The sequence below is a fragment of the Rhodococcus sp. EPR-134 genome, assembly GCF_001647205.1.
In the GTDB taxonomy this organism is placed as follows: Bacteria; Actinomycetota; Actinomycetes; order Mycobacteriales; family Mycobacteriaceae; genus Rhodococcus_F; species Rhodococcus_F qingshengii.
On record NZ_LVCT01000036.1, the window covers coordinates 1 to 17,726 of the forward strand.

Consider the following 17,726-nt stretch of genomic DNA (forward strand, 5'->3'; position numbering starts at 1 on the left):
AAGGGCCCGCAGGCCACCGGCGTTACCATCGTCTAAGACGTCCATGTGAGTCGGGCAACCGACGCATGACGTACTGACAAGACCCCAACTCTTCGGAGTTGGGGTCTTGTTGTATTTGGGTGAAAAACGCTGTCATGCATCGAGATACCGCTGAGTGGCGACTGCCGTTTCCGCCGCGATCGTGCGGCATTCCTCGCGGAGTTCAGGTGGATTCACAACGGTGAAATCGACGTCGAAAGCTCTGAGCCAGTGTGCGATCGATCGCAGAGAAGTGCCCGAAAGCACTATGACGCAACGCCCTTCGTCGGTGGACTCCACCGATCCCCACTGTTCGTTGACCATGGGTGCTATCTGCTCGATGGGTGCATGCAGTAGAACTGTTGCGCGCGTGGAGGAATAGGCCCGAGCGACACCGCGGGAAACGAAGTCTGCTGCACCACCGGCGGGTAGTTCCCGCGGCACGAATCGTGGGCCGGTGGGGATCTTGGGTTCCATCCGGTCGACGCGGAACGACCGCCAGTCTTCGCGAGACAGATCCCAAGCCACCAGATACCACCGAACACCCGACCGCACGAGCCTGTACGGTTCCACCTCGCGTCGGCTCTGGGTGCCGTCGTGAGTGCTGTAGTCGAATCTCAATCGCTCGTGGTTGTGGCATACGGATGCGATGGCGGACAGTACCGACGCATCGACTGCGCTCGCGGCGGGCTCGCGTGGCACGACATCGATCGACAGCGATTCCAGACGGTGTCGCAGCCTCGACGGCATGATCTGCCGCAGCTTCGCCAGCGCGCGCATCGAAGCCTCGCCGATGCCGACCACAGAGCCGGTCGCTCCGGATTGCAGAGAAAGTGCCACCGCGAGCACTTCTTCGTCATCGAGCTGTAGCGGGGGCATCTCCGCGCCGGCACCCAGGCGATATCCGCCACCGACTCCGACTGTCGCGTCGACCGGATAGCCGAGATCGCGGAGGCGGTCCACGTCACGTCGAACCGTGCGCGGGGTGATCGCGAGTTTGTCTGCGAGTTCGGCACCGGACCAGTCTCGACGCGTCTGGAGCAGTGACAGCAACCGCAGTAGGCGAGCCGATGTCTCCTTCATGGCCAGAAGTCTGCCAAACATTTAGGACCGTATGAGTCCTCAATTGAATTTAGGTTGGTCCACATCCGACCAGTCGAGAAGAAATTGGGGCCACGTCATGAGTCGCATCAACGACGGCAGACCGATGATCGAGACGAAGGCGCTCACCAAGCACTTCGCTCAGGGCAAGAAACTCGTGGAAGCAGTCAAGGGAGTCACGCTCGACGTAGCGGAGGGTGAGTTGGTTGCCTTGCTGGGGCCGAACGGCGCCGGGAAATCGACGACGTTGCGCATGTTGACCACCTTGCTCGAGCCCACGTCCGGCAGCGCGCGAATCGCAGGATTTGACGTCTCCGCGGCGCGGAACGAGGTGCGATCGAGCCTCGGATACGTCGGGCAGGGGAACGGCGCCGGCCACAACCAGCGAGTTCGCGACGAGTTGGTGACGCAGGGGTTGTGCTACGGAATGCCCAAGGGTGACTCGCAGGTCCGGGCCGAGGAGTTGCTGCGTGATCTCGAACTCACCGAGTTGGGCACTCGAAAGGTCAGTACGTTGTCCGGCGGGCAGCGCCGGCGGCTCGATATCGCCCTCGGCCTGGTGCATCGCCCACCGCTCCTGTTCCTCGACGAGCCGACCACGGGCATGGACCCGCAGAGTCGGGCCAACCTCTGGGACCACATCCTGCGGTTGCGGCGCGAGATGGGCACCACGATCGTGCTGACCACGCACTACCTGGAAGAAGCGGATTCGATGGCGGAGCGGGTCATCGTCATCGACGAGGGCACTGTTATCGCGGACAACACCGCCGCTGCACTCAAAGCGGATCTTGCGGGGGATCATCTTCTGCTCACCTTCGACAGCGTCGAGGCGGCCGCCGTCGCAGCGTCGGTGGCCGAGCGACTTGTCACTGTGCGTGACGTCACGGTCGAGGCAAACTCGGTGAGTATCCGTGCCGGCGAGGGTGATTCGACGCTCCCGGTATTGCTGCGTGAAGCCGATGCCCGTGGTGCCCGCGCACTCACTGCCGACATCACCAGGCCGACTCTCGACGACGTCTTCCTCACTCTCACCGGTCGCAGTCTGCGCGAGAGCGCCGCTGCGGTCGCTTCCTGAAACACGACAAAGAACTTCGACGAACAGGAATCCGCCATGACAATCACACTCGATACCCCACGTACCGTGCACGGCAACATCGTTCGAGACAGCGCAATTGTGATGGGCCGTGAGCTGCGACCGATGTTGCGCGACCCGGTCAGCGTCATCTTCAGCCTCATCCAGCCGCTGATCCTGTTGGCGTTGTTCGGGCCTCTGCTCAAAGGGGTTCCGGGTACCGGTGACGGCGTATGGAATTGGTTCATTCCCGGTGTGTTGGTGATGATCGCGATCTTCGGAACGACGATGACCGGGTCCAACCTCCTGATGGAGATGCAGCAGGGATCGCACGAGCGAATGTTGGTGACTCCGCTCCGACGCTCGTCCTTGTTGATCGGGCGAGCGTGCAAGGAGATGGTTCCGCTTGCCGCGCAGGCGATTCTGATCATTCTGGTCGCACTTCCGCTCGGATTGGACGTCGATGCAGCGGGAGCCGCGCTCGGGATAGTCCTGCTGGGAGTGTTCGGCGTCGGACTCGGTGCGCTCTCGTACGCTCTCGCTCTGGCTGTGCGGGAGCAGGATTGGATGTTCTGGGTCGTTCAGCAGACGCTGATGTTCCCGCTCCTGATCCTGTCGGGAACCATGCTTCCACTCGAGGACGCACCAGGTTGGATGAAGGTCCTCGTGAACATCAATCCGCTCGGCTACGTCGTAGACGCCGAGCGGGCACTCTTTGCCGGAGACTTCGCGTCGAGCAGCGTTCTGGCAGGAATCGTCGCCGCCTTGGGCGTGGCGGTGGTCGGTCTGGGCGTAGGTGTGCGCGCGGTGAAATAGCGTGGGTGTGTTGGCTGTCGGACGGGCTGCTGCGGTCGCAGGTTTTCGCCCAGGTGTTCGCAGCGCCTATTGTTGTTCCTTGTGCTCTCCGTCGTTCCACGCCCCGTAGTCGTCCGGGCCCCGTCCAAGGTGAATCTCCACCTTGCCGTCGGGGACCTGCGAGACGACGGCTATCACGAGCTGACGACGGTTTTTCAGGCATTGTCGCTGGCAGACACCCTCACGGTGGCGCCTGCGGACACCTTGACCGTGCGGGTGATCGGCGACGACGCCGCGGCCGTGCCGACCGATCGCACCAACCTCGTGTGGCGTGCCGCCGAGATGCTCGCCGTCGAGGGTGGCGTGGCCCCGAACGTCGAGATAGTCATCGAGAAAGGCATCCCCGTCGCAGGCGGAATGGCCGGCGGGAGTGCCGACGCAGCCGCCGCTTTGGTTGCGCTCAACGCTTTGTGGAAGCTCGACTTCTCGCGGCCTGATCTCGACGCTTTTGCGGCACGCCTCGGGAGTGACGTTCCGTTCTCGCTGCACGGTGGCACTGCCCTCGGAACCGGCCGCGGCGAACAACTTGTCCCCGTCTTGACCCGCCACACTTTTCACTGGGTGTTGGCGCTGGCCAAGGGCGGCTTGAGCACACCAGTCGTGTTCCGCGAGCTGGACAAGCTGCGGGCAGAAGGCTCCCCGAAACGGTTGGGGAGCGCCGATGCGTTGATCCAGGCACTGACCACGGGTGACGCTCATCTGCTTGCGTCGCTGCTCGGCAACGATCTGCAGGCTGCGGCACTCTCACTCAACCCGGATCTACGACGGACGCTTCGAGCGGGCGTCGAAGCCGGAGCTTTGGCCGGCATCGTCTCCGGCTCCGGACCGACATGCGCCTTTCTCTGCGCCGACGCACAGTCCGCGGTGGAAGTGAGCGCAGAACTTGCGGGAGCGGGGGTGTGCCGCACCGTTCGCGTGGCGAGCGGACCCGTTCCCGGAGCACGAATACTCGACAATGCGGCAAAGGGACAGCACTGATGGCGAATCTGATCAATCTGGAAAACGTGTCGAAGTCTTTCGGCGTCAAGCCGTTGCTCGACGGGGTCTCCCTGGGCGTCGAGGAGGGCGAGCGCATCGGCGTCGTCGGTCTCAACGGTGGCGGTAAGACGACCATGCTCGAAGTCCTCGCGGGTGTGGAGCAGCCGGATTCGGGACGCGTCAGCCGCGTCGGCGGATTGCGTATGGCCGTCGTGACGCAGCGCGGTGTGCTGCCTCCCGGCTCCACTGTCGGTGAAGTGGTCCTGGGGCCGCTCGGAGTGGCGCAACACGAATGGGCCGGCGACGCGCGCATCCGTTCGGTGCTCTCGGGTATCGGCATCGACAACTTGGGCGCCGGCGGCGAGCGGTCCGCATTGGACGCCAAGGTCGACGGCCTGTCCGGCGGTGAGCGTCGCCGCGTGGCTCTCGCTGCGGCTCTGGTTCAGGACCTCGACCTGCTGGTGCTCGACGAGCCCACCAACCACCTCGACGTCGAAGGTGTTCAGTGGTTGGCCGAGCACCTCGTCTCGCGTCGCAGCGCGCTTGTCGTCGTGACCCACGATCGCTGGTTCCTCGACACCGTCGCCACCCGCACCTGGGAGGTTGTCGGCGGCGGCGTCGAAAGCTACGAGGGTGGCTACAACGACTGGGTGTTCGCTCGCGCCGAGCGCTCGCGTCAGGCTGACGCTTCCGAAGAGCGTTGACGCAACCTTGCACGCAAGGAACTCGCATGGCTGCGCCGCGGTGCGCCGGCCCGTACGTCCAAGCCGAAGTACCGCATCGAGGCCGCAGAGGCCCTGATCGCCGACGTTCCGGCACCTCGTGACGCGGTCGCTCTTGCGTCGTTCGCGCAGCGTCGGCTCGGCAAGGTTGTCATCGAACTCGAAGACGCGCGTCTGGAGACTCCGGACGGTCGTGTACTCGTCGAGGATCTGACCTGGCGTCTCGCTCCAGGTGAGCGTGTAGGCCTGGTCGGTGTCAACGGCTCGGGCAAGACGACTCTGTTGCGGACTCTGGCCGGCGAACTCGAGCCTGCCGCCGGAAAGCGCATTCAGGGGCAGACCGTCCACATCGGTTGGCTCAAGCAGGAACTCGACGATCTACCGACCGACATGCGCGTACTCGACGCGGTCAAGGATGTAGCCGAGCGAATCACGCTGGGAGACAAGGAAGTATCGGCGGGTCAGCTGGCTGAGCGGTTGGGCTTCACGCCGGCGCGTCAGCGCACCCCAGTCGGTGATCTCTCCGGTGGTGAGCGCCGACGTCTGCAGTTGACGCGTGTCCTCATGGCCGAGCCCAACGTCCTGCTTCTCGACGAGCCGACCAACGATCTCGACATCGACACGCTTCAGCAACTCGAAGATCTGCTCGACGGCTGGGCGGGCACCATGGTGGTCATCTCGCACGACCGGTACCTGATCGAGCGCATCTGTGACACCACCTGGGCGCTCTTCGGTGACCGCAAGCTCACCAACCTGCCCGGTGGTATCGAGGACTACCTGCGTCGGCGCGCAGCAATGGGGGATGGCGACAACCCGTCGGTGGCCTCGACGGCGAGTGGTGCGTCGAAGAGCAAGCAGGTCCGCGACGGCGCCGCGGATCGCGCTGCACGCAAGGAACTTTCGAAGCTCGAGCGGTCCATTGCGAAGTTCGACGACCGAGAGAAGAAGCTGCACGCTTCCCTCGCCGACGCGGCCACCGACCCGGACAAGCTGCAGAAACTCGGCGCAGAACTCAAGCAGGTCATCGCCGACAAGGAAGCCGCCGAAGAGCAGTGGATGGAGCTCTTCGCCGAGCTGGACGGCTAGGGGAACTTCGCTGCGAACCTCTTGAAGATTCGCTCGGGATCCAGGGTTTCCGGAGCATGCCTGCGCAGCAGTGCGTCCAGAACGAGCCCGTCCAGTGCTGCGACCAACTCCGTTGCATCGGACGAGGTCATGCCGCGTTCGACCAGGATGTCGACAAACCGATCCCGACCACGCACCAGTTCCACTGCGAGGTCGGGATCGTGGAATGACGCGATGATCAGTTCGTAACGCGCCCGAGTGCGGCCGGATTCAGGCCCCAGCCACCGGGCCACCTGTTGCTTCGGCGTCTCGCCCGGGCGAGGAAGATCACCGTCCAGAAGATGCCGCACCACCTCGACTATCAGTCCACGCTGGTTTGCGAAGTAGTGCCGTGCGCTGCCGTGTGGCACGCCCGCCTCGTCTTCGGCGCCTCTCATCGACCAGGCTCGAAACCCAACCCGGCCCGTCTTTTCGACATCCTGCTCGTGCTGTGCGTTGTTGCGATTGCGTGTTTCGCGGGATACGTCCTCTATCGCGTGATATTGGACGACTAGGCGAATGTTTATGTACTTCAACAGGTCTCGAGACTTCATGTTCCCGAAGTTGTCCGGTTTGTCTCTGGTTATCGAAAGTGTGTTCGATTAGACTTTGGGCATGGACAGTCGGGAAGCGTGGCAGCTGGATGGTGAGGGCCTCAAGGGTGAGGTTTTGGATCTGGTGCGTGTCCGGCACGAGTTGCAGTCGCGGATGGTGTTGCTGATCGTGGAGATGTTTTCCCGTGAGGTTCTCGGCGGGAAGGGTTTTCGGGCGATCGCGCAGTGGTTGCATGGTTCGACGAATCTGGAGATCGGTGAGTGCAGCCTGCTGGTCGGGTTGGCGCGGTTGTTGATGCTCGAACCTGTTGTCGCGGATGCATTCCATCGCGGTGACGTGGATGCGTTGAAGGCGCGTCAGGTGGCGTCGTTCTGTCAGCATCCGCCCAAGAACATGACCCTGGCGGATGTGGACAAGGCCCGCGGGATCTTGCTTGGCCTGGCGTCGCAGAACATCGCGGATTGTGATGCGGTGCGGGCGGCGATCCGGCGGATCGAGAAGCAGTACGGAAAACGCGAGGACGGCGTTCCGGTTGGTGAGGATTCGGAGCGTAACGAGTTCTACGCCTCGAAAGGTTTGTACGGGCGGGTCACTGTGAAGGGTGACTTGGATGCGATCAACGGGGCCCGTCTGATCACGTTGCTGTCGAGCCTGTCTGCGCCGACGCCGGAGAAAGACGGCGTCAAGGACACCCGTACGCCGGCGCTGCGGCGCGCGGACGGGTTCTGCGAACTACTGCGCCGGTACGAGCGGGCGGGGCTGGGTCCGATCGAGGGCGGAGTGAAACCGCACATCACAGTCACCGCCAGTGCAAAAGACATGACCGACCTCAAAGCCTTGAAGGATCTACTGCCGTCGACTCAGGAACTGGGTTTCGCGTGGGCGGATTGGGTGGGTCCGATCAGTATCGACACGGCCCGGATGTTGGCGTGCGACTGCACCGTGACGCGGATCCTCCTGGACGAGAATGGTGTTCCGCTCGACTGCGGTAAGGAAGCGAGAACGGCGACGGTTCCGCAGCGGCGGGCGTTGGCGGTTCGTGATGGTGGGTGTGCGTTTCCGGGGTGCGGGACTCCGTCGGGGTGGTGCGATGCCCATCATATTGTTCACTGGAACGATGGTGGCCCAACAGATCTCGACAACCTGATCTTGTTGTGCGGTCATCACCACCGGACGATGCACCACACCGAATGGCGGGTCGAGATCGGACCGGATCGTAAGACGGTGTTCTATCCGCCGATGTCTGTTGATCCGTATCAACAGCCGATCGGCGGGAACAGCCCACCCACAGCAGCCTGAACCGCGACAACTGAAGACGTGAGCACCGGGGCATCACCATGCCCCGGTGCTGACGGCTGTCTACTGTCAGAACGCTAGTGTCAGAACGTGAGCGTGAGTCGCCCGTTCTCGTCGCTGATGTGAACAGTTCGCCCGATCGACGGAGGGTTGTCACCGCGAAGCTGGGTCAGTTCGGCGGCATTCTCGGGACCGGTGTGACCGGCGACGCGGCGACCGTCCGGCGTCGTCGCGATCACGAACCCGATCTCAGGCTCCCCGGTGCGACCGTATTCGACAGAGGCAGTGACAATTTCTGCAGTGCCCTGGTAATCGGTGATCAGTTCCGGAGCCTCCGTGGTCAAAGCGCGTGCGTCGGGATCGCCGACGTACCCGTCGGCATGAGCGGCGGACGACAGCAGTACGCAGTGCTGGTAGGTGAGGAATCCACCGTTGCCGTGGACGAGGGCAAGGTTCGCGCCGTCGCGAATTCGCCTGGTGACTTCAGCGACGGAATGCAGGGTGTAGCTGTTGAGCGGTCCGCCGAAGAACGAGTGTCCTCCGGTGACGCTTGGGATCGCGGTATCGGGAAGTCCGAGTTCGCGGATCAACAGCTTGGGCACGATCGGGAAGCAGCTGTAGGCATCGACGATGTCGAGTGCGTCGGCGCCGACTCCGGCACCGTCGAGTGTGCGATGTACGGCGTCATGCATCGCGGCCGAGCTGTCGAAGCTGTTGCGGCTGAGGATGTCCAACGGATCACTCGCACCAGCGCCGCCCCAGAGGTACACCAGTTTGCTTTCATCGATCCCGAACTCGCGGGCCGTCGACAACGAGCAGACGACAACGGCCGCAGCCTGATTGACGAAAGGCATGGCGTTGAGCATCAGCGGGTACGGCTCGGAGACCATCCGATTGCCGGGGCCGACGGTGCCGATCTCGTCTGCCGATCGGATCTCCGACGTCCAGGAGGCGGGATTCTTCGAACCCAGTTCCGAGAATGCGGCGTACATCCGCGCGGACCAGTCGAGCGATTCACCGGCGTCGTGGCCCTCGGCAGCGCTGAAACAGTTCTCGAAGAGCGGGTAGACGCGCGTAGGCACGATGAAACCGGCGCGCTGCATTTCAGGGCTTCCCAGGTCGGTCGGATCGAATCCGGGAGGCCCACCCGGCGCGGCTGTCCACCCGATCGAGTCGGGGGCGACTCCGGACTTTCGCAGGGCGGTACTGCTGGCGTGCGATTCGCCGCCCACGAGCAGAGCAGCCGAGGATTCACCGCGAGCGATGGCCGCGCCGATCCGATCGAGGAGCGCCGCGGGCCAGTGGCCACCGATCGGCGAGGTAGAGGTGACCGTGGGGGTCGCGCCTAATCGTGAGGCAAGCAGCCCGGGGAGATCGTCGTACGACCAGCTGACTGTCTTGATCGCGAACACGGAATCGATCTGTGTTCCCAGTTCAGCGTGTCCACTGTCGTTCAACGCGGCGACGGTGGCGTCGTGAATCAGATCGAGGGGTTCGCGGTGCCCGTCGGCAGGATTCCAGCGCAGATCGCCGACGCCGACGATGACCGGGATTCGTGATGCGTCAACCATCATGTACCTCTCGTTGCCGACCCGTAGCCGGGAGTTGCAGTCACGATATCGGGGACCCTGGTATGTGTAACTCTGGGGTCACAGTCAACAATTTTCGGGTTCCTATTTAGGTATGCCTAACGAAAGTCCTATACTCGTCTTCATGACAGCTGTGGCAGAGAGAATTTCGGTGCCCGTGGGGCCGCGTTCCATCGATCACCCCTACTCGATGACAACGGTGACTCTGAAGCTCTCTCATCAGCGGCAGTGGGCCCCGCATCGTCATCCTGAACATGAGCTGATCTGGGGAAACTCCGGTGGAATGCTCACGGTTGTCGCTGACGGCATCACTTGGGAGGTGCCGCCTTCGGCCGGATTGTGGCTGCCTGCCGGGGCGTTGCATGCCGTGAAGGCTGGTCCGGGTACGGAGTTCTTCTGCACCTACTTCCGGCCCGAGGCTCACGCCGCGCCGTCGGGTGTTCCGGGTTTGTTCGGTGTCAGTGCTCTCCTGCGTGAGGTGCTCCTGCACATGCATCGGCGGAACATGCCCGACGAGGCGCGTAGTCGCGCCGAGCGGGTGGCCTTCGACATGCTGCAGCCGCTCGAAGTTGCTGCGGTTGAGGTTCCGATGCCGACCGATCCGCGAGCGTTGTTCGTCGCCGAAGCGTTGGTCGCCAATCCGGCAGACCAGCGGTCGCTGTCCGAATGGGCGCTGACGGCTGGCGGTAGCGTCCGTACGCTGACGCGTGTGTTCGCGCAGGGCACTGGAATGACTTTTGCGCAGTGGCGAATTCAGGTACGTGTCCGCGCAGCATTGACGTATTTAGCTGCTGGAGTGCCGGTTTCGGTTGTCAGTAGGCGGGTCGGATACGAAACTCCGAGTGCTTTTGTCGCAGTGTTCCGCCGGGTCACCGGCCGCACACCCGGCAGCATGATGAACAAGGGGAGTGTGGCGCCCGAATCGGTGCCGTACCTTCTGCACGCTTGAGTTGGGTTGCACCGGGCGGAAGTGCTCGGTGCAACCGTCGCGGTCAACTCCGCGGCGCGGACCACGCTTCCCACAGCTCCGCGTACCGACCCCCGAGGTTGACCAACTCGTCGTGAGAGCCGTGCTCGACGACGCGGCCGTCGTCCATCACCAGGATCTGATCGGCGTCGACGGCCTGTGAGAGTCGGTGTGCCACTGTGACAGCAGTGCGACCCCGGGTCAGAGCGAGAGCGGCATCGTCGAGGACCCTGGCTCCGGCGCTGCCCGCTTCGGCGGTCGCCTCGTCGAGAATCAGCAGCGGCGGATCCAGTAATTCGATTCTTGCCAACGCAAGTTGTTGTGCCTGTGTTGCGGTCAGCCGGTGTCCACCGTCTCCGACCACGGTTTCGAGTCCGTCCGGGAGAGCCCGCAGCCAATCCGACGCGCCGACGGTATCGAGCGCCGCGGTGATGTCGTTGTCGGTTGCCGACGGGTCGGCCAGCCGCAGATCCTCGGCCAACGTGCCGGCGAAGACGTGGACCTCCTGAGTCACGAGGGCCACCGCGCTCCGAGATGTCGACGGTGGCAGTTCGTTCCGGGGCACCGTCCCGATCTTCACGACGCCTTCGGTCGGTTCGTAGGTTCCCGCGATCAGCTTTGCGACTGTAGATTTTCCGGCTCCGGTAGCGCCCACCAGTGCGGTGACGGTTCCTGCCGGAATGGTGATGTCGATGTCTCGCAGAACAGGAGCGTCGCCGCTTCGGTACGAGAATGTGACGCGTTCCAAAGAAGCTGAGCTGTCGACAGGTTCCTGCGGATCGGTCGGTGCAGATGGCACGGGCGCAAGCGTGACTCCGACCAGGCGAGCCAACGCGATTGTGCCTTCCTGCAATTCGTCGAACACGCTGAGAACCGCGCCCACCGGATCGAAGAGGCGGTGGAAGAACAGGGCTGCGGCGGTGGCGGCACCGATGCTGATCTGACCGTCCTTCACCAGCCAGAAGCCGGTGATCAGCACAGCGGACAGGCCGATGAACTCCGCGATGTTGAGCCGGCCGAAGAACCTGGTGCGTAGACGCGTGGTCAACAAGCTCAGCCGGACGGCCGTCATCGATCGAGATTCGATCTGTTCGAGATGCGGCTGGGCCAGGCGAAGCGATCCGACGGTGTCGGAGTTGCTCAGCGAGTCCAGGAGCTGTTGCGCACGTGCACCTTCTGCCTCCCGCTCCTCGCGGTAGACCGGTGCCGACCTCGAGAGGTACCAGCGCAGCGCCTGGATCTGGATGGGTGCCGCGATCACCGCGGCGACGGCGAATCTCCAATCGAGGCTACCCAATCCGATCAGGGTCAACACGATGGTCAGTGCCGCGGTGGCAAAAACCGGAAGTGCTTCGGATACGGCCCGGGTCACCAACCGCACGTCGCCGGTGATGCGGGAGACGAGATCTCCGCGCCCGGCCCGTTCGACGTCGCTCTGCGGAAGGTCGAGAACCCGGACGACGACTTCTTCGCGAAGGTCGGCGACAACGCGCTCGCCGACGCCGGCGAGCAGGTAGTTGCTCACTCCGACGAGAAGGGATGAGGCAACCGCGATACCGACCAACGCGAGAGTCAGTGTGCCGATGCGAGAGACAGCGTCGCCGTCTGCGTCGGTCACGGCGTCGACCATGGCGCCGAGGACCAGCGGTGTGAGCAGACCGATCGCGGTCGCGGCGGTCAGGGTGACGACTGCTGCGATCGCGGAAATTCGGTGGGGTCCCATCAACCGAAGTGCCGCGCGCCGCGCCTGTTTCGGTGTTGCGGTGGGGAGTAGTTCGTTCACAGCTCGATCACCCGATCGCAGATATCGAGCAGCACGGGGCTGCTGGTCAGAAGTATTGTGGCGTGTGCCCCGCGTACCTCGGCGATCCCGCGAGCAATGCGCGCTTCGGTGACGGAGTCGACGGCAGTGGTGGGATCGTGCAGCACCAGGACGGGAGCTTCGCTCGCCAGTGCCCTCGCCAACGCGATGCGCTGACGCTGACCGCCGGACAAAGAATTCCCTTGCTCGGTGACTCGGGTTGCGAGGCCGAGCGGCAGTGCCGAGATCACTTGATCTGCCGCAGCAGCGGCGATGGCCTCGTCGTTGCGGCTGCCGATCGGTGCGAGGGCGTCGATGTTGTCGCCGACTGTGCCGATGAACAGTGCCGCGTCGTGCGGTGCTGCCAGAACGTGAGTGCGAAGTTCGTCGATGTGCAGCTCGTGAATGGCGTTGTCGCCGAGATGAATTGTTCCGCTCGAAGGCTCGATTCGACGCGCCAGTGCGTCGACCAACGCATCCGCCCAGGCGGCATTCTCGGTGACGATGCCGATGATCTCGCCGCGTTTGACGTCGAGATCGACTGGTGACGCTCCGGCCAACACGACGTCGCGCAGCGTCAGGAACTCGGAGTGATTCAGGGACACAGGTTCACCCGCGGGAGTCACAGCCTCGGCGGTCCCGAGAAGTGCTGCGACGCGGTTGGCGGAAGCACGCGCCCGTGCCAGACCGGCGCCGAAGTAGATGATGTCGATCAACGGACCCCGAAGGAACTGTGCCAGACCAACCACGGCAACGAATTCACCGACCGAGATGCTCCCGGACGCTGCCATCCGTCCGCCCACGTACGCGATGACGGCGAGGAAAGCGCCGGCGATCGCAACGTTGGCGGCGGAGTACATCGCTTGGTATCTCTGTGCGCGAAGGGTTGCTCCCAACGAAGTCCGGCTGGCTCCCCGATACCGCTGCGCTGCAGCATCTCCGGCGCCGATTCCGGAGAGGATTCGGAGTCCGGAGAGTAGATCCGCGGCTAGCGCGCCGGCCTTGGCGCCCTGCCACTGATCGGTTTCGGCTCGGCGTTCGAGCGGCCGACTGACCACCTGCATGAGAGCCAGCACCGGGGGAGTGCCGAGGATGACGAGCAGGCCGAGTGGCACCGGGATCACCAGTAGCGAAATCGCGGCGGTCAGCACTCCGCAGGCGGCCGCAAGTTTGGTGCTCAGCGTGTGCGTGAATCCGGCCACCGAACCCGCGTCGGATGTTGCAATCGAGTAGACCTCGCCCGGCATACGCCGCGGCGACATGCCGTGCGGATCGAGGCCTCGGCGCGCGATGTCCATCCGCAAGCGATGTGCTCCGTGCTCGGTGACGGAATCGGAGATGCGCGCCGCGAAGCGCCAACTGAGCAACAAGCCGGTGAAGAGAATTCCGAGAACGAGGATCCACTTTCCGAGTGCGGCGGCATCGCTGGTCGCCACAGCACGGTCGATGACCGCACCGATCACCACCGGCACCAACGCTTCCGCGACCTGGTGGCCGGTGAAGCCGACGGACGCGGCCGCCAGCTTGGCTCCGCGACCTTCGGAAGCGATCGCGCGTGTGATTACCTGACGCGGCGTGATCGCCGGGCTGGTTGGGGGACCGTTTGTCTCGGCCGAAAGAAGTGGTGTCGAAGGCACTGGGTCCACGCTAGGGATCGTGGGCGGTAGTCAGAAGTCACACCGGTGCCAATACTTGTCGTGAACAGGCCATACGTATTGCGTTGGCCGAATTGCGATAGTAGTTGGCCCCGTTGCAGCGGAGAAGGCATCGACTCATCGACGACACTGCAATAAATTAAGGTCTACCTTACTTAGCGCGGGTTAACTATGTCCGGAAGTCGGATAGATCCTCGTGTTCGGGTCCGGTTCATGTTCCATCGATGTTGGAGATTGTTGTGAGTCTTGTGTTCGGCGAGGTACTTCACAAGGAGTACGTGACCCCGGGAATGGTTCGTATCGTGTTCGGTGGGGAGGAGCTGACCGCCTTCGAAACCACCGGTACCGGTGACGAATACCTGCGCCTCCACTTCCCGGTCCCGGCTACAGGCAAGTTCGTTCTACCGGCGGAAGATCCGGATGCACCGCGCGGTTGGCGATACCCGGAGGGAGAGGAACCGTCCCCGTGCCAGCCGTACACCGTGCGACGGTTCGATTCCGAAACCAGCTGCATGACGATCGACTTCGTCGTTCACGAGGGTGGTATCGCCAGCGACTGGGCACAGAAGGCCGAGATCGGTGACAAGTTGGCGATCGGCGAGTCTCGTGGCCTCTACGAGCCCCCGGCCGACGCACGCTGGCAGGTGTTCGTCGCCGACGCGACTGGACTCCCCGCACTCGGGCGCTTGATCGAACAGTTGCCCGCCGGGATGTCGGCCAAGGCGATCGTCGAGGTGGTGGACGAGTCTCACAAGCAGCAGATCACCTCGGACGCCGACGTCGAGTTCATCTGGCTGGTCGGCAGTGGCAACGGTGTTGCACCGTCGAAGTTGCCGGACGCGGTTCGCGCGATGAACCTGCCCACCGAACTCGGATACGTGTGGGTTGCAGGCGAGAGCACGATGCTCCGTGACATCCGCAAGTACCTTCGCCACGAACTGAAGTTGCCGGGTGAGCAGTACAAGGTCATCGGCTACTGGACGTACAAAGCCGAGGTGTGGAACGCGAAGTACGAGGCCCTCGACGAAAGTGTCCGCGCGGCACTCGATGCGGCCTGGGAATCGGACCGCGACGAGGAAGAGATCCGCGACGAGGTCGAGAAGACTCTAGAGAGCGCCGGCTTGTGACCGTTGGATTCGACAAGAGTGCTGTCGACAGCGGTGCGGCGGACAAGAGCGCAGTCGACAAACACACCGAAGAACTGATCGACGAGTCGCTGCACGAGAAGCAGAAGCAACCGGACGGGCTGGTATCGACCAACTCTCGTCGTATGGCGGGTCTTCTGGTGTGCCTGGTGGTGCTCGCCGCCGTGCTCCTTCTGAGTATCGCGGTGGGATCGAAGACCATTCCGTTCGGCACCGTGATCGACGCGCTGGTGAACTACGACGATTCCAATGATCACGTGATCATCCGTGACCTGCGACTACCGCGTACTCTGCTCGGTCTGATAGTCGGTATGGCACTGGGTGTGGCCGGTGGCCTCATCCAGGCGATGACACGAAATCCCTTGGCTGATCCCGGAATTCTCGGTGTCAATGCCGGAGCAGGCTTCGCGATGGTCGTTGCCGTCGCGGTCTTCGGCCTGACCAGCATCTGGTCGTACATCTGGTTCGCGTTCCTCGGAGCGGTGATAGCCACGGCGATCGTCTACACGCTGGGCTCGATCGGTCGAGGTGGTGCGACGCCCATTCGGCTGACGCTTGCCGGTGTTGCCATCGGCTCCGTGCTCGGCGGCATCTCGTCCGGGATCACCTTGCTCAACCCGACCGCCTTCGACCAGATGCGCCAGTGGAATGCCGGCTCACTCAGCGGGCGTTCGTTGGAAATCGTTCTGGCCGTTGCCCCATTCATTCTCATCGGGCTCTTCCTGGCGCTCGCGTTGGCGCGCCAACTCAACGCGGTGGCCCTGGGTGACGATCTGGCACGTTCGCTCGGTGCCAACATCACTCGTACTCGCATCCTCGGTGTCATCGCGGTGACATTGCTGTGCGGCGCGGCGACAGCTGCGGCCGGGCCGATCGGATTCGTCGGTTTGATGGTTCCGCACGTCGCGAGATGGTTCGTCGGACCGGATCAGCGATGGATTCTCCCGTACACGTTGGTGTGCTCGCCGATTCTTCTTCTCTTCTCCGACGTCGTCGGCCGAATCGTGCTGCGCCCGGGTGAACTTCAGGTCGGTATCGTCACGGCCTTCATCGGCGCTCCGGTGCTGATCATGCTGGTGCGTCGAAGCAAGGTGAGCGGTCTGTGAGCATCGATTTCGGGCGCGCCACCACGGTGGTGCGCTCACCCAAAGAAGGCTGGTCCGCGCGGATCGACGTCCGCACGGTCACAGTCTGCCTCGTCCTCGTTGCGCTTGCATTGGCCATCGGTGTCATCGCGCTCGGTAGTGGTGACTACCAAGTGCCGATCGGGGACGTCCTCGGTGCACTGTTCGGCGAAGCCCCCGCGCGTATCCACATGGTCGTCGTGGAATGGCGTCTGCCCCGAGTTCTGTTGGCGCTGATGCTCGGTGCGGCGCTCGGTATGAGCGGTGCGATCTTCCAATCGCTGACCAGGAACCCGTTGGGTAGCCCGGACATCATCGGCTTCAACTCCGGTGCGTACACGGGCGCTCTGGTGGTCATCCTCCTCATCGGTGGTACTTACTACGAGATCGCAGTCGGTGCTCTGGTGGGCGGAATCGCCACCGCAGCAGTTGTTTATCTCCTTGCGTACAAGCGAGGTGTGCAGGGATTCCGGTTGATCATCGTCGGTATCGCCATCAGCGCGATGTTGGGCTCGGTCAACACCTGGATGATCCTCAAGGCGAAACTTGACGACGCCATGGCTGCCGCAGTGTGGGGTGCCGGTTCGTTGAACGGCCTCGGCTGGACTCAGGTGTGGCCGGTGGTCGTCGTGCTGGCCATCCTCGTTCCGCTGATCCTGGTGTTGGGCAGGCGGATGCAGATGCTCGAGATGGGCGACGACGCCGCCAAGGCGCTCGGCGTCCGGGCCGAACCCACGCGGCTATCCCTGGTTGTTCTCGGCGTCGCCCTGACGGCCATGGTGACAGCAGCGGCCGGTCCCATCGGGTTCGTCTCGCTGGCGGCTCCGCAGTTGGTGAGGCGATTGACCGGTAGTGCCGGAGTGACCCTGCTGCCGTCGGCAGCAATGGGTGGCGCGTTGCTGATGGTCAGCGACTGGGTGGCGCAGCGAGCTTTCGCGCCGACACAGTTGCCGGTCGGCGTCGTCACCGTCTCCATCGGTGGCATCTATTTCGTATGGCTTCTCGCGCGAGAGGCACGTAAGCAGTGATCGGTGAAGGAACGAGGAACAGCGTGAACGAGACAAGTACGGCCGCCGTCGTGGTCGAAAGGACGAATCGGCTTCGCGCCGAGGACGTCACGATCGGTTACGACAAGCGCGTCATCTCGGAACACCTCGACGTCGAAATCCCCGACGGTGGCTTCACCGTCATCGTCGGTCCCAATGCCTGCGGCAAGTCGACGCTTCTGCGTGCGCTGTCCCGGTTGCTCAAGCCGACCACCGGCAAGGTCCTTCTCGACGGTAAGGCGATCACGTCGTACCCGGCAAAGGAAGTTGCGAGGCGACTCGGGCTTCTGCCGCAGACGTCGATCGCGCCGGACGGAATCAAAGTCGCCGATCTGGTTGCGCGAGGGCGTTATCCGCACCAGAAGCTGATCCGCCAGTGGTCCCGAGAGGACGAGGCCGCCGTCATCAAGGCGATGGAGGCAACCAAGGTCACGGATCTGTCGGCCAGGCCGGTCGACGAACTGTCCGGTGGTCAGCGCCAACGTGTCTGGGTAGCTATGGTTCTCGCGCAGCAGACTCCGTTGGTGCTACTGGACGAGCCGACGACGTTCCTCGACATCGCGCACCAGATCGAGCTGCTGGAACTCTGCCGCGATCTGAACGAGAACGACGGACACACGCTGGTGGCGGTGCTTCACGATCTCAATCACGCGTGCCGCTACGGAACTCACATCATCGCGATGAAGGACGGCGCGGTG

14 protein-coding genes and 1 pseudogene are annotated in these 17,726 nt (G+C 63.4%); 10 read left to right on the forward strand and 5 right to left on the reverse strand.

The features are described from left to right. Positions 1-132: 132 nt before the first annotated feature. The gene (locus A2J01_RS01545; RefSeq protein ID WP_003946249.1) at positions 133-1,101 is read right to left on the reverse strand and encodes a helix-turn-helix transcriptional regulator; all 969 of its coding nucleotides are present in this window, start codon (positions 1,099-1,101) and stop codon (positions 133-135) included. A gap of 97 nt (positions 1,102-1,198) precedes the next feature. Between A2J01_RS01545 and A2J01_RS01550 the strand changes: the two genes are divergently transcribed. The 4 genes and pseudogenes from A2J01_RS01550 (at position 1,199) to A2J01_RS01565 (ending at position 5,832) form a co-directional block, all read left to right on the forward strand. Further along, positions 1,199-2,194 (forward strand): ABC transporter ATP-binding protein, encoded by a 996-nt coding sequence (locus A2J01_RS01550; RefSeq protein ID WP_082900774.1) that lies wholly within the window; start codon positions 1,199-1,201, stop codon positions 2,192-2,194. Between the two features lie 36 nt (positions 2,195-2,230). Then, complete coding sequence (locus A2J01_RS01555; protein WP_064111640.1) at positions 2,231-3,007, forward strand: ABC transporter permease; 777 nt, start codon at positions 2,231-2,233, stop codon at positions 3,005-3,007. Between the two features lie 81 nt (positions 3,008-3,088). Beyond that, complete coding sequence (locus A2J01_RS01560; RefSeq protein WP_030536307.1) at positions 3,089-4,024, forward strand: 4-(cytidine 5'-diphospho)-2-C-methyl-D-erythritol kinase; 936 nt, start codon at positions 3,089-3,091, stop codon at positions 4,022-4,024. Then, positions 4,024-5,832: pseudogene (locus A2J01_RS01565) on the forward strand (ABC-F family ATP-binding cassette domain-containing protein). The gene A2J01_RS01560 and the pseudogene A2J01_RS01565 overlap by 1 nt, the downstream one beginning before the upstream one ends. On the opposite strand, the gene A2J01_RS01570 reads toward A2J01_RS01565, so the two are convergent. After that, positions 5,829-6,248, reverse strand: a complete 420-nt coding sequence (locus tag A2J01_RS01570; protein ID WP_064111652.1) for a TetR/AcrR family transcriptional regulator — start codon at positions 6,246-6,248, stop codon at positions 5,829-5,831. The pseudogene A2J01_RS01565 and the gene A2J01_RS01570 sit on opposite strands and share 4 nt — an antisense overlap. 217 nt (positions 6,249-6,465) lie before the next feature. On the opposite strand from A2J01_RS01570, the gene A2J01_RS01575 reads away from it, so the two are divergent. Further along, on the forward strand, positions 6,466-7,704 hold the full coding sequence (locus tag A2J01_RS01575; RefSeq protein WP_064111642.1) for an HNH endonuclease signature motif containing protein: 1,239 nt from the start codon (positions 6,466-6,468) through the stop codon (positions 7,702-7,704). An 80-nt stretch (positions 7,705-7,784) separates the two neighbouring features. Here the strand turns inward: A2J01_RS01575 and A2J01_RS01580 are convergent, their stop codons facing one another. Continuing rightward, positions 7,785-9,275, reverse strand: a complete 1,491-nt coding sequence (locus tag A2J01_RS01580; protein WP_064111644.1) for an acetyl-CoA acetyltransferase — start codon at positions 9,273-9,275, stop codon at positions 7,785-7,787. A gap of 139 nt (positions 9,276-9,414) precedes the next feature. On the opposite strand from A2J01_RS01580, the gene A2J01_RS01585 reads away from it, so the two are divergent. Further along, complete coding sequence (locus A2J01_RS01585) at positions 9,415-10,239, forward strand: helix-turn-helix domain-containing protein (RefSeq protein WP_003946247.1); 825 nt, start codon at positions 9,415-9,417, stop codon at positions 10,237-10,239. A gap of 43 nt (positions 10,240-10,282) precedes the next feature. Here A2J01_RS01585 and A2J01_RS01590 read toward each other — a convergent pair whose 3' ends face one another. Further along, a complete protein-coding gene (locus tag A2J01_RS01590) occupies positions 10,283-12,040 on the reverse strand; it encodes an ABC transporter ATP-binding protein (RefSeq protein ID WP_007729003.1) in 1,758 nt (585 codons plus the stop codon). After that, a complete protein-coding gene (locus tag A2J01_RS01595) occupies positions 12,037-13,695 on the reverse strand; it encodes an ABC transporter ATP-binding protein (RefSeq protein ID WP_231915675.1) in 1,659 nt (552 codons plus the stop codon). The genes A2J01_RS01590 and A2J01_RS01595 overlap by 4 nt, the downstream gene beginning before the upstream one ends. A 257-nt stretch (positions 13,696-13,952) precedes the next feature. Here A2J01_RS01595 and A2J01_RS01600 point away from each other — a divergent pair, with 257 nt between their 5' ends. The 4 genes from A2J01_RS01600 to A2J01_RS01615 all read left to right on the forward strand — a co-directional run. Further along, entirely contained in the window at positions 13,953-14,840 is an 888-nt protein-coding gene (locus tag A2J01_RS01600) for a siderophore-interacting protein (protein ID WP_228232781.1), read from the forward strand. Beyond that, positions 14,837-15,964 carry a Fe(3+)-siderophore ABC transporter permease gene (locus A2J01_RS01605; protein ID WP_003946222.1) on the forward strand — a complete coding sequence of 376 codons (1,128 nt, stop codon included), beginning with the start codon at positions 14,837-14,839 and terminating at the stop codon, positions 15,962-15,964. Before A2J01_RS01600 ends, A2J01_RS01605 begins: the two co-directional genes overlap by 4 nt. After that, complete coding sequence (gene fepG / locus A2J01_RS01610; protein WP_003946259.1) at positions 15,961-17,010, forward strand: iron-enterobactin ABC transporter permease; 1,050 nt, start codon at positions 15,961-15,963, stop codon at positions 17,008-17,010. Before A2J01_RS01605 ends, fepG begins: the two co-directional genes overlap by 4 nt. A 23-nt stretch (positions 17,011-17,033) precedes the next feature. Then, positions 17,034-17,726: ABC transporter ATP-binding protein (locus A2J01_RS01615; protein WP_231915676.1), on the forward strand; the 693-nt coding region annotated here is incomplete at its 3' end.

Bases quoted from the DNA above. Each gene is read 5' to 3' on its own strand.
- A2J01_RS01570 (WP_064111652.1), bottom strand. From the start codon at position 6,248: ATGAGAGGCGCCGAAGACGAGGCGGGCGTGCCACACGGCAGCGCACGG.
- A2J01_RS01585 (WP_003946247.1), top strand. From the start codon at position 9,415: ATGACAGCTGTGGCAGAGAGAATTTCGGTGCCCGTGGGGCCGCGTTCC.
- A2J01_RS01545 (WP_003946249.1), bottom strand. From the start codon at position 1,101: ATGAAGGAGACATCGGCTCGCCTACTGCGGTTGCTGTCACTGCTCCAG.
- A2J01_RS01575 (WP_064111642.1), top strand. From the start codon at position 6,466: ATGGACAGTCGGGAAGCGTGGCAGCTGGATGGTGAGGGCCTCAAGGGT.
- A2J01_RS01555 (WP_064111640.1), top strand. From the start codon at position 2,231: ATGACAATCACACTCGATACCCCACGTACCGTGCACGGCAACATCGTT.
- A2J01_RS01550 (WP_082900774.1), top strand. From the start codon at position 1,199: ATGAGTCGCATCAACGACGGCAGACCGATGATCGAGACGAAGGCGCTC.
- A2J01_RS01580 (WP_064111644.1), bottom strand. From the start codon at position 9,275: ATGATGGTTGACGCATCACGAATCCCGGTCATCGTCGGCGTCGGCGAT.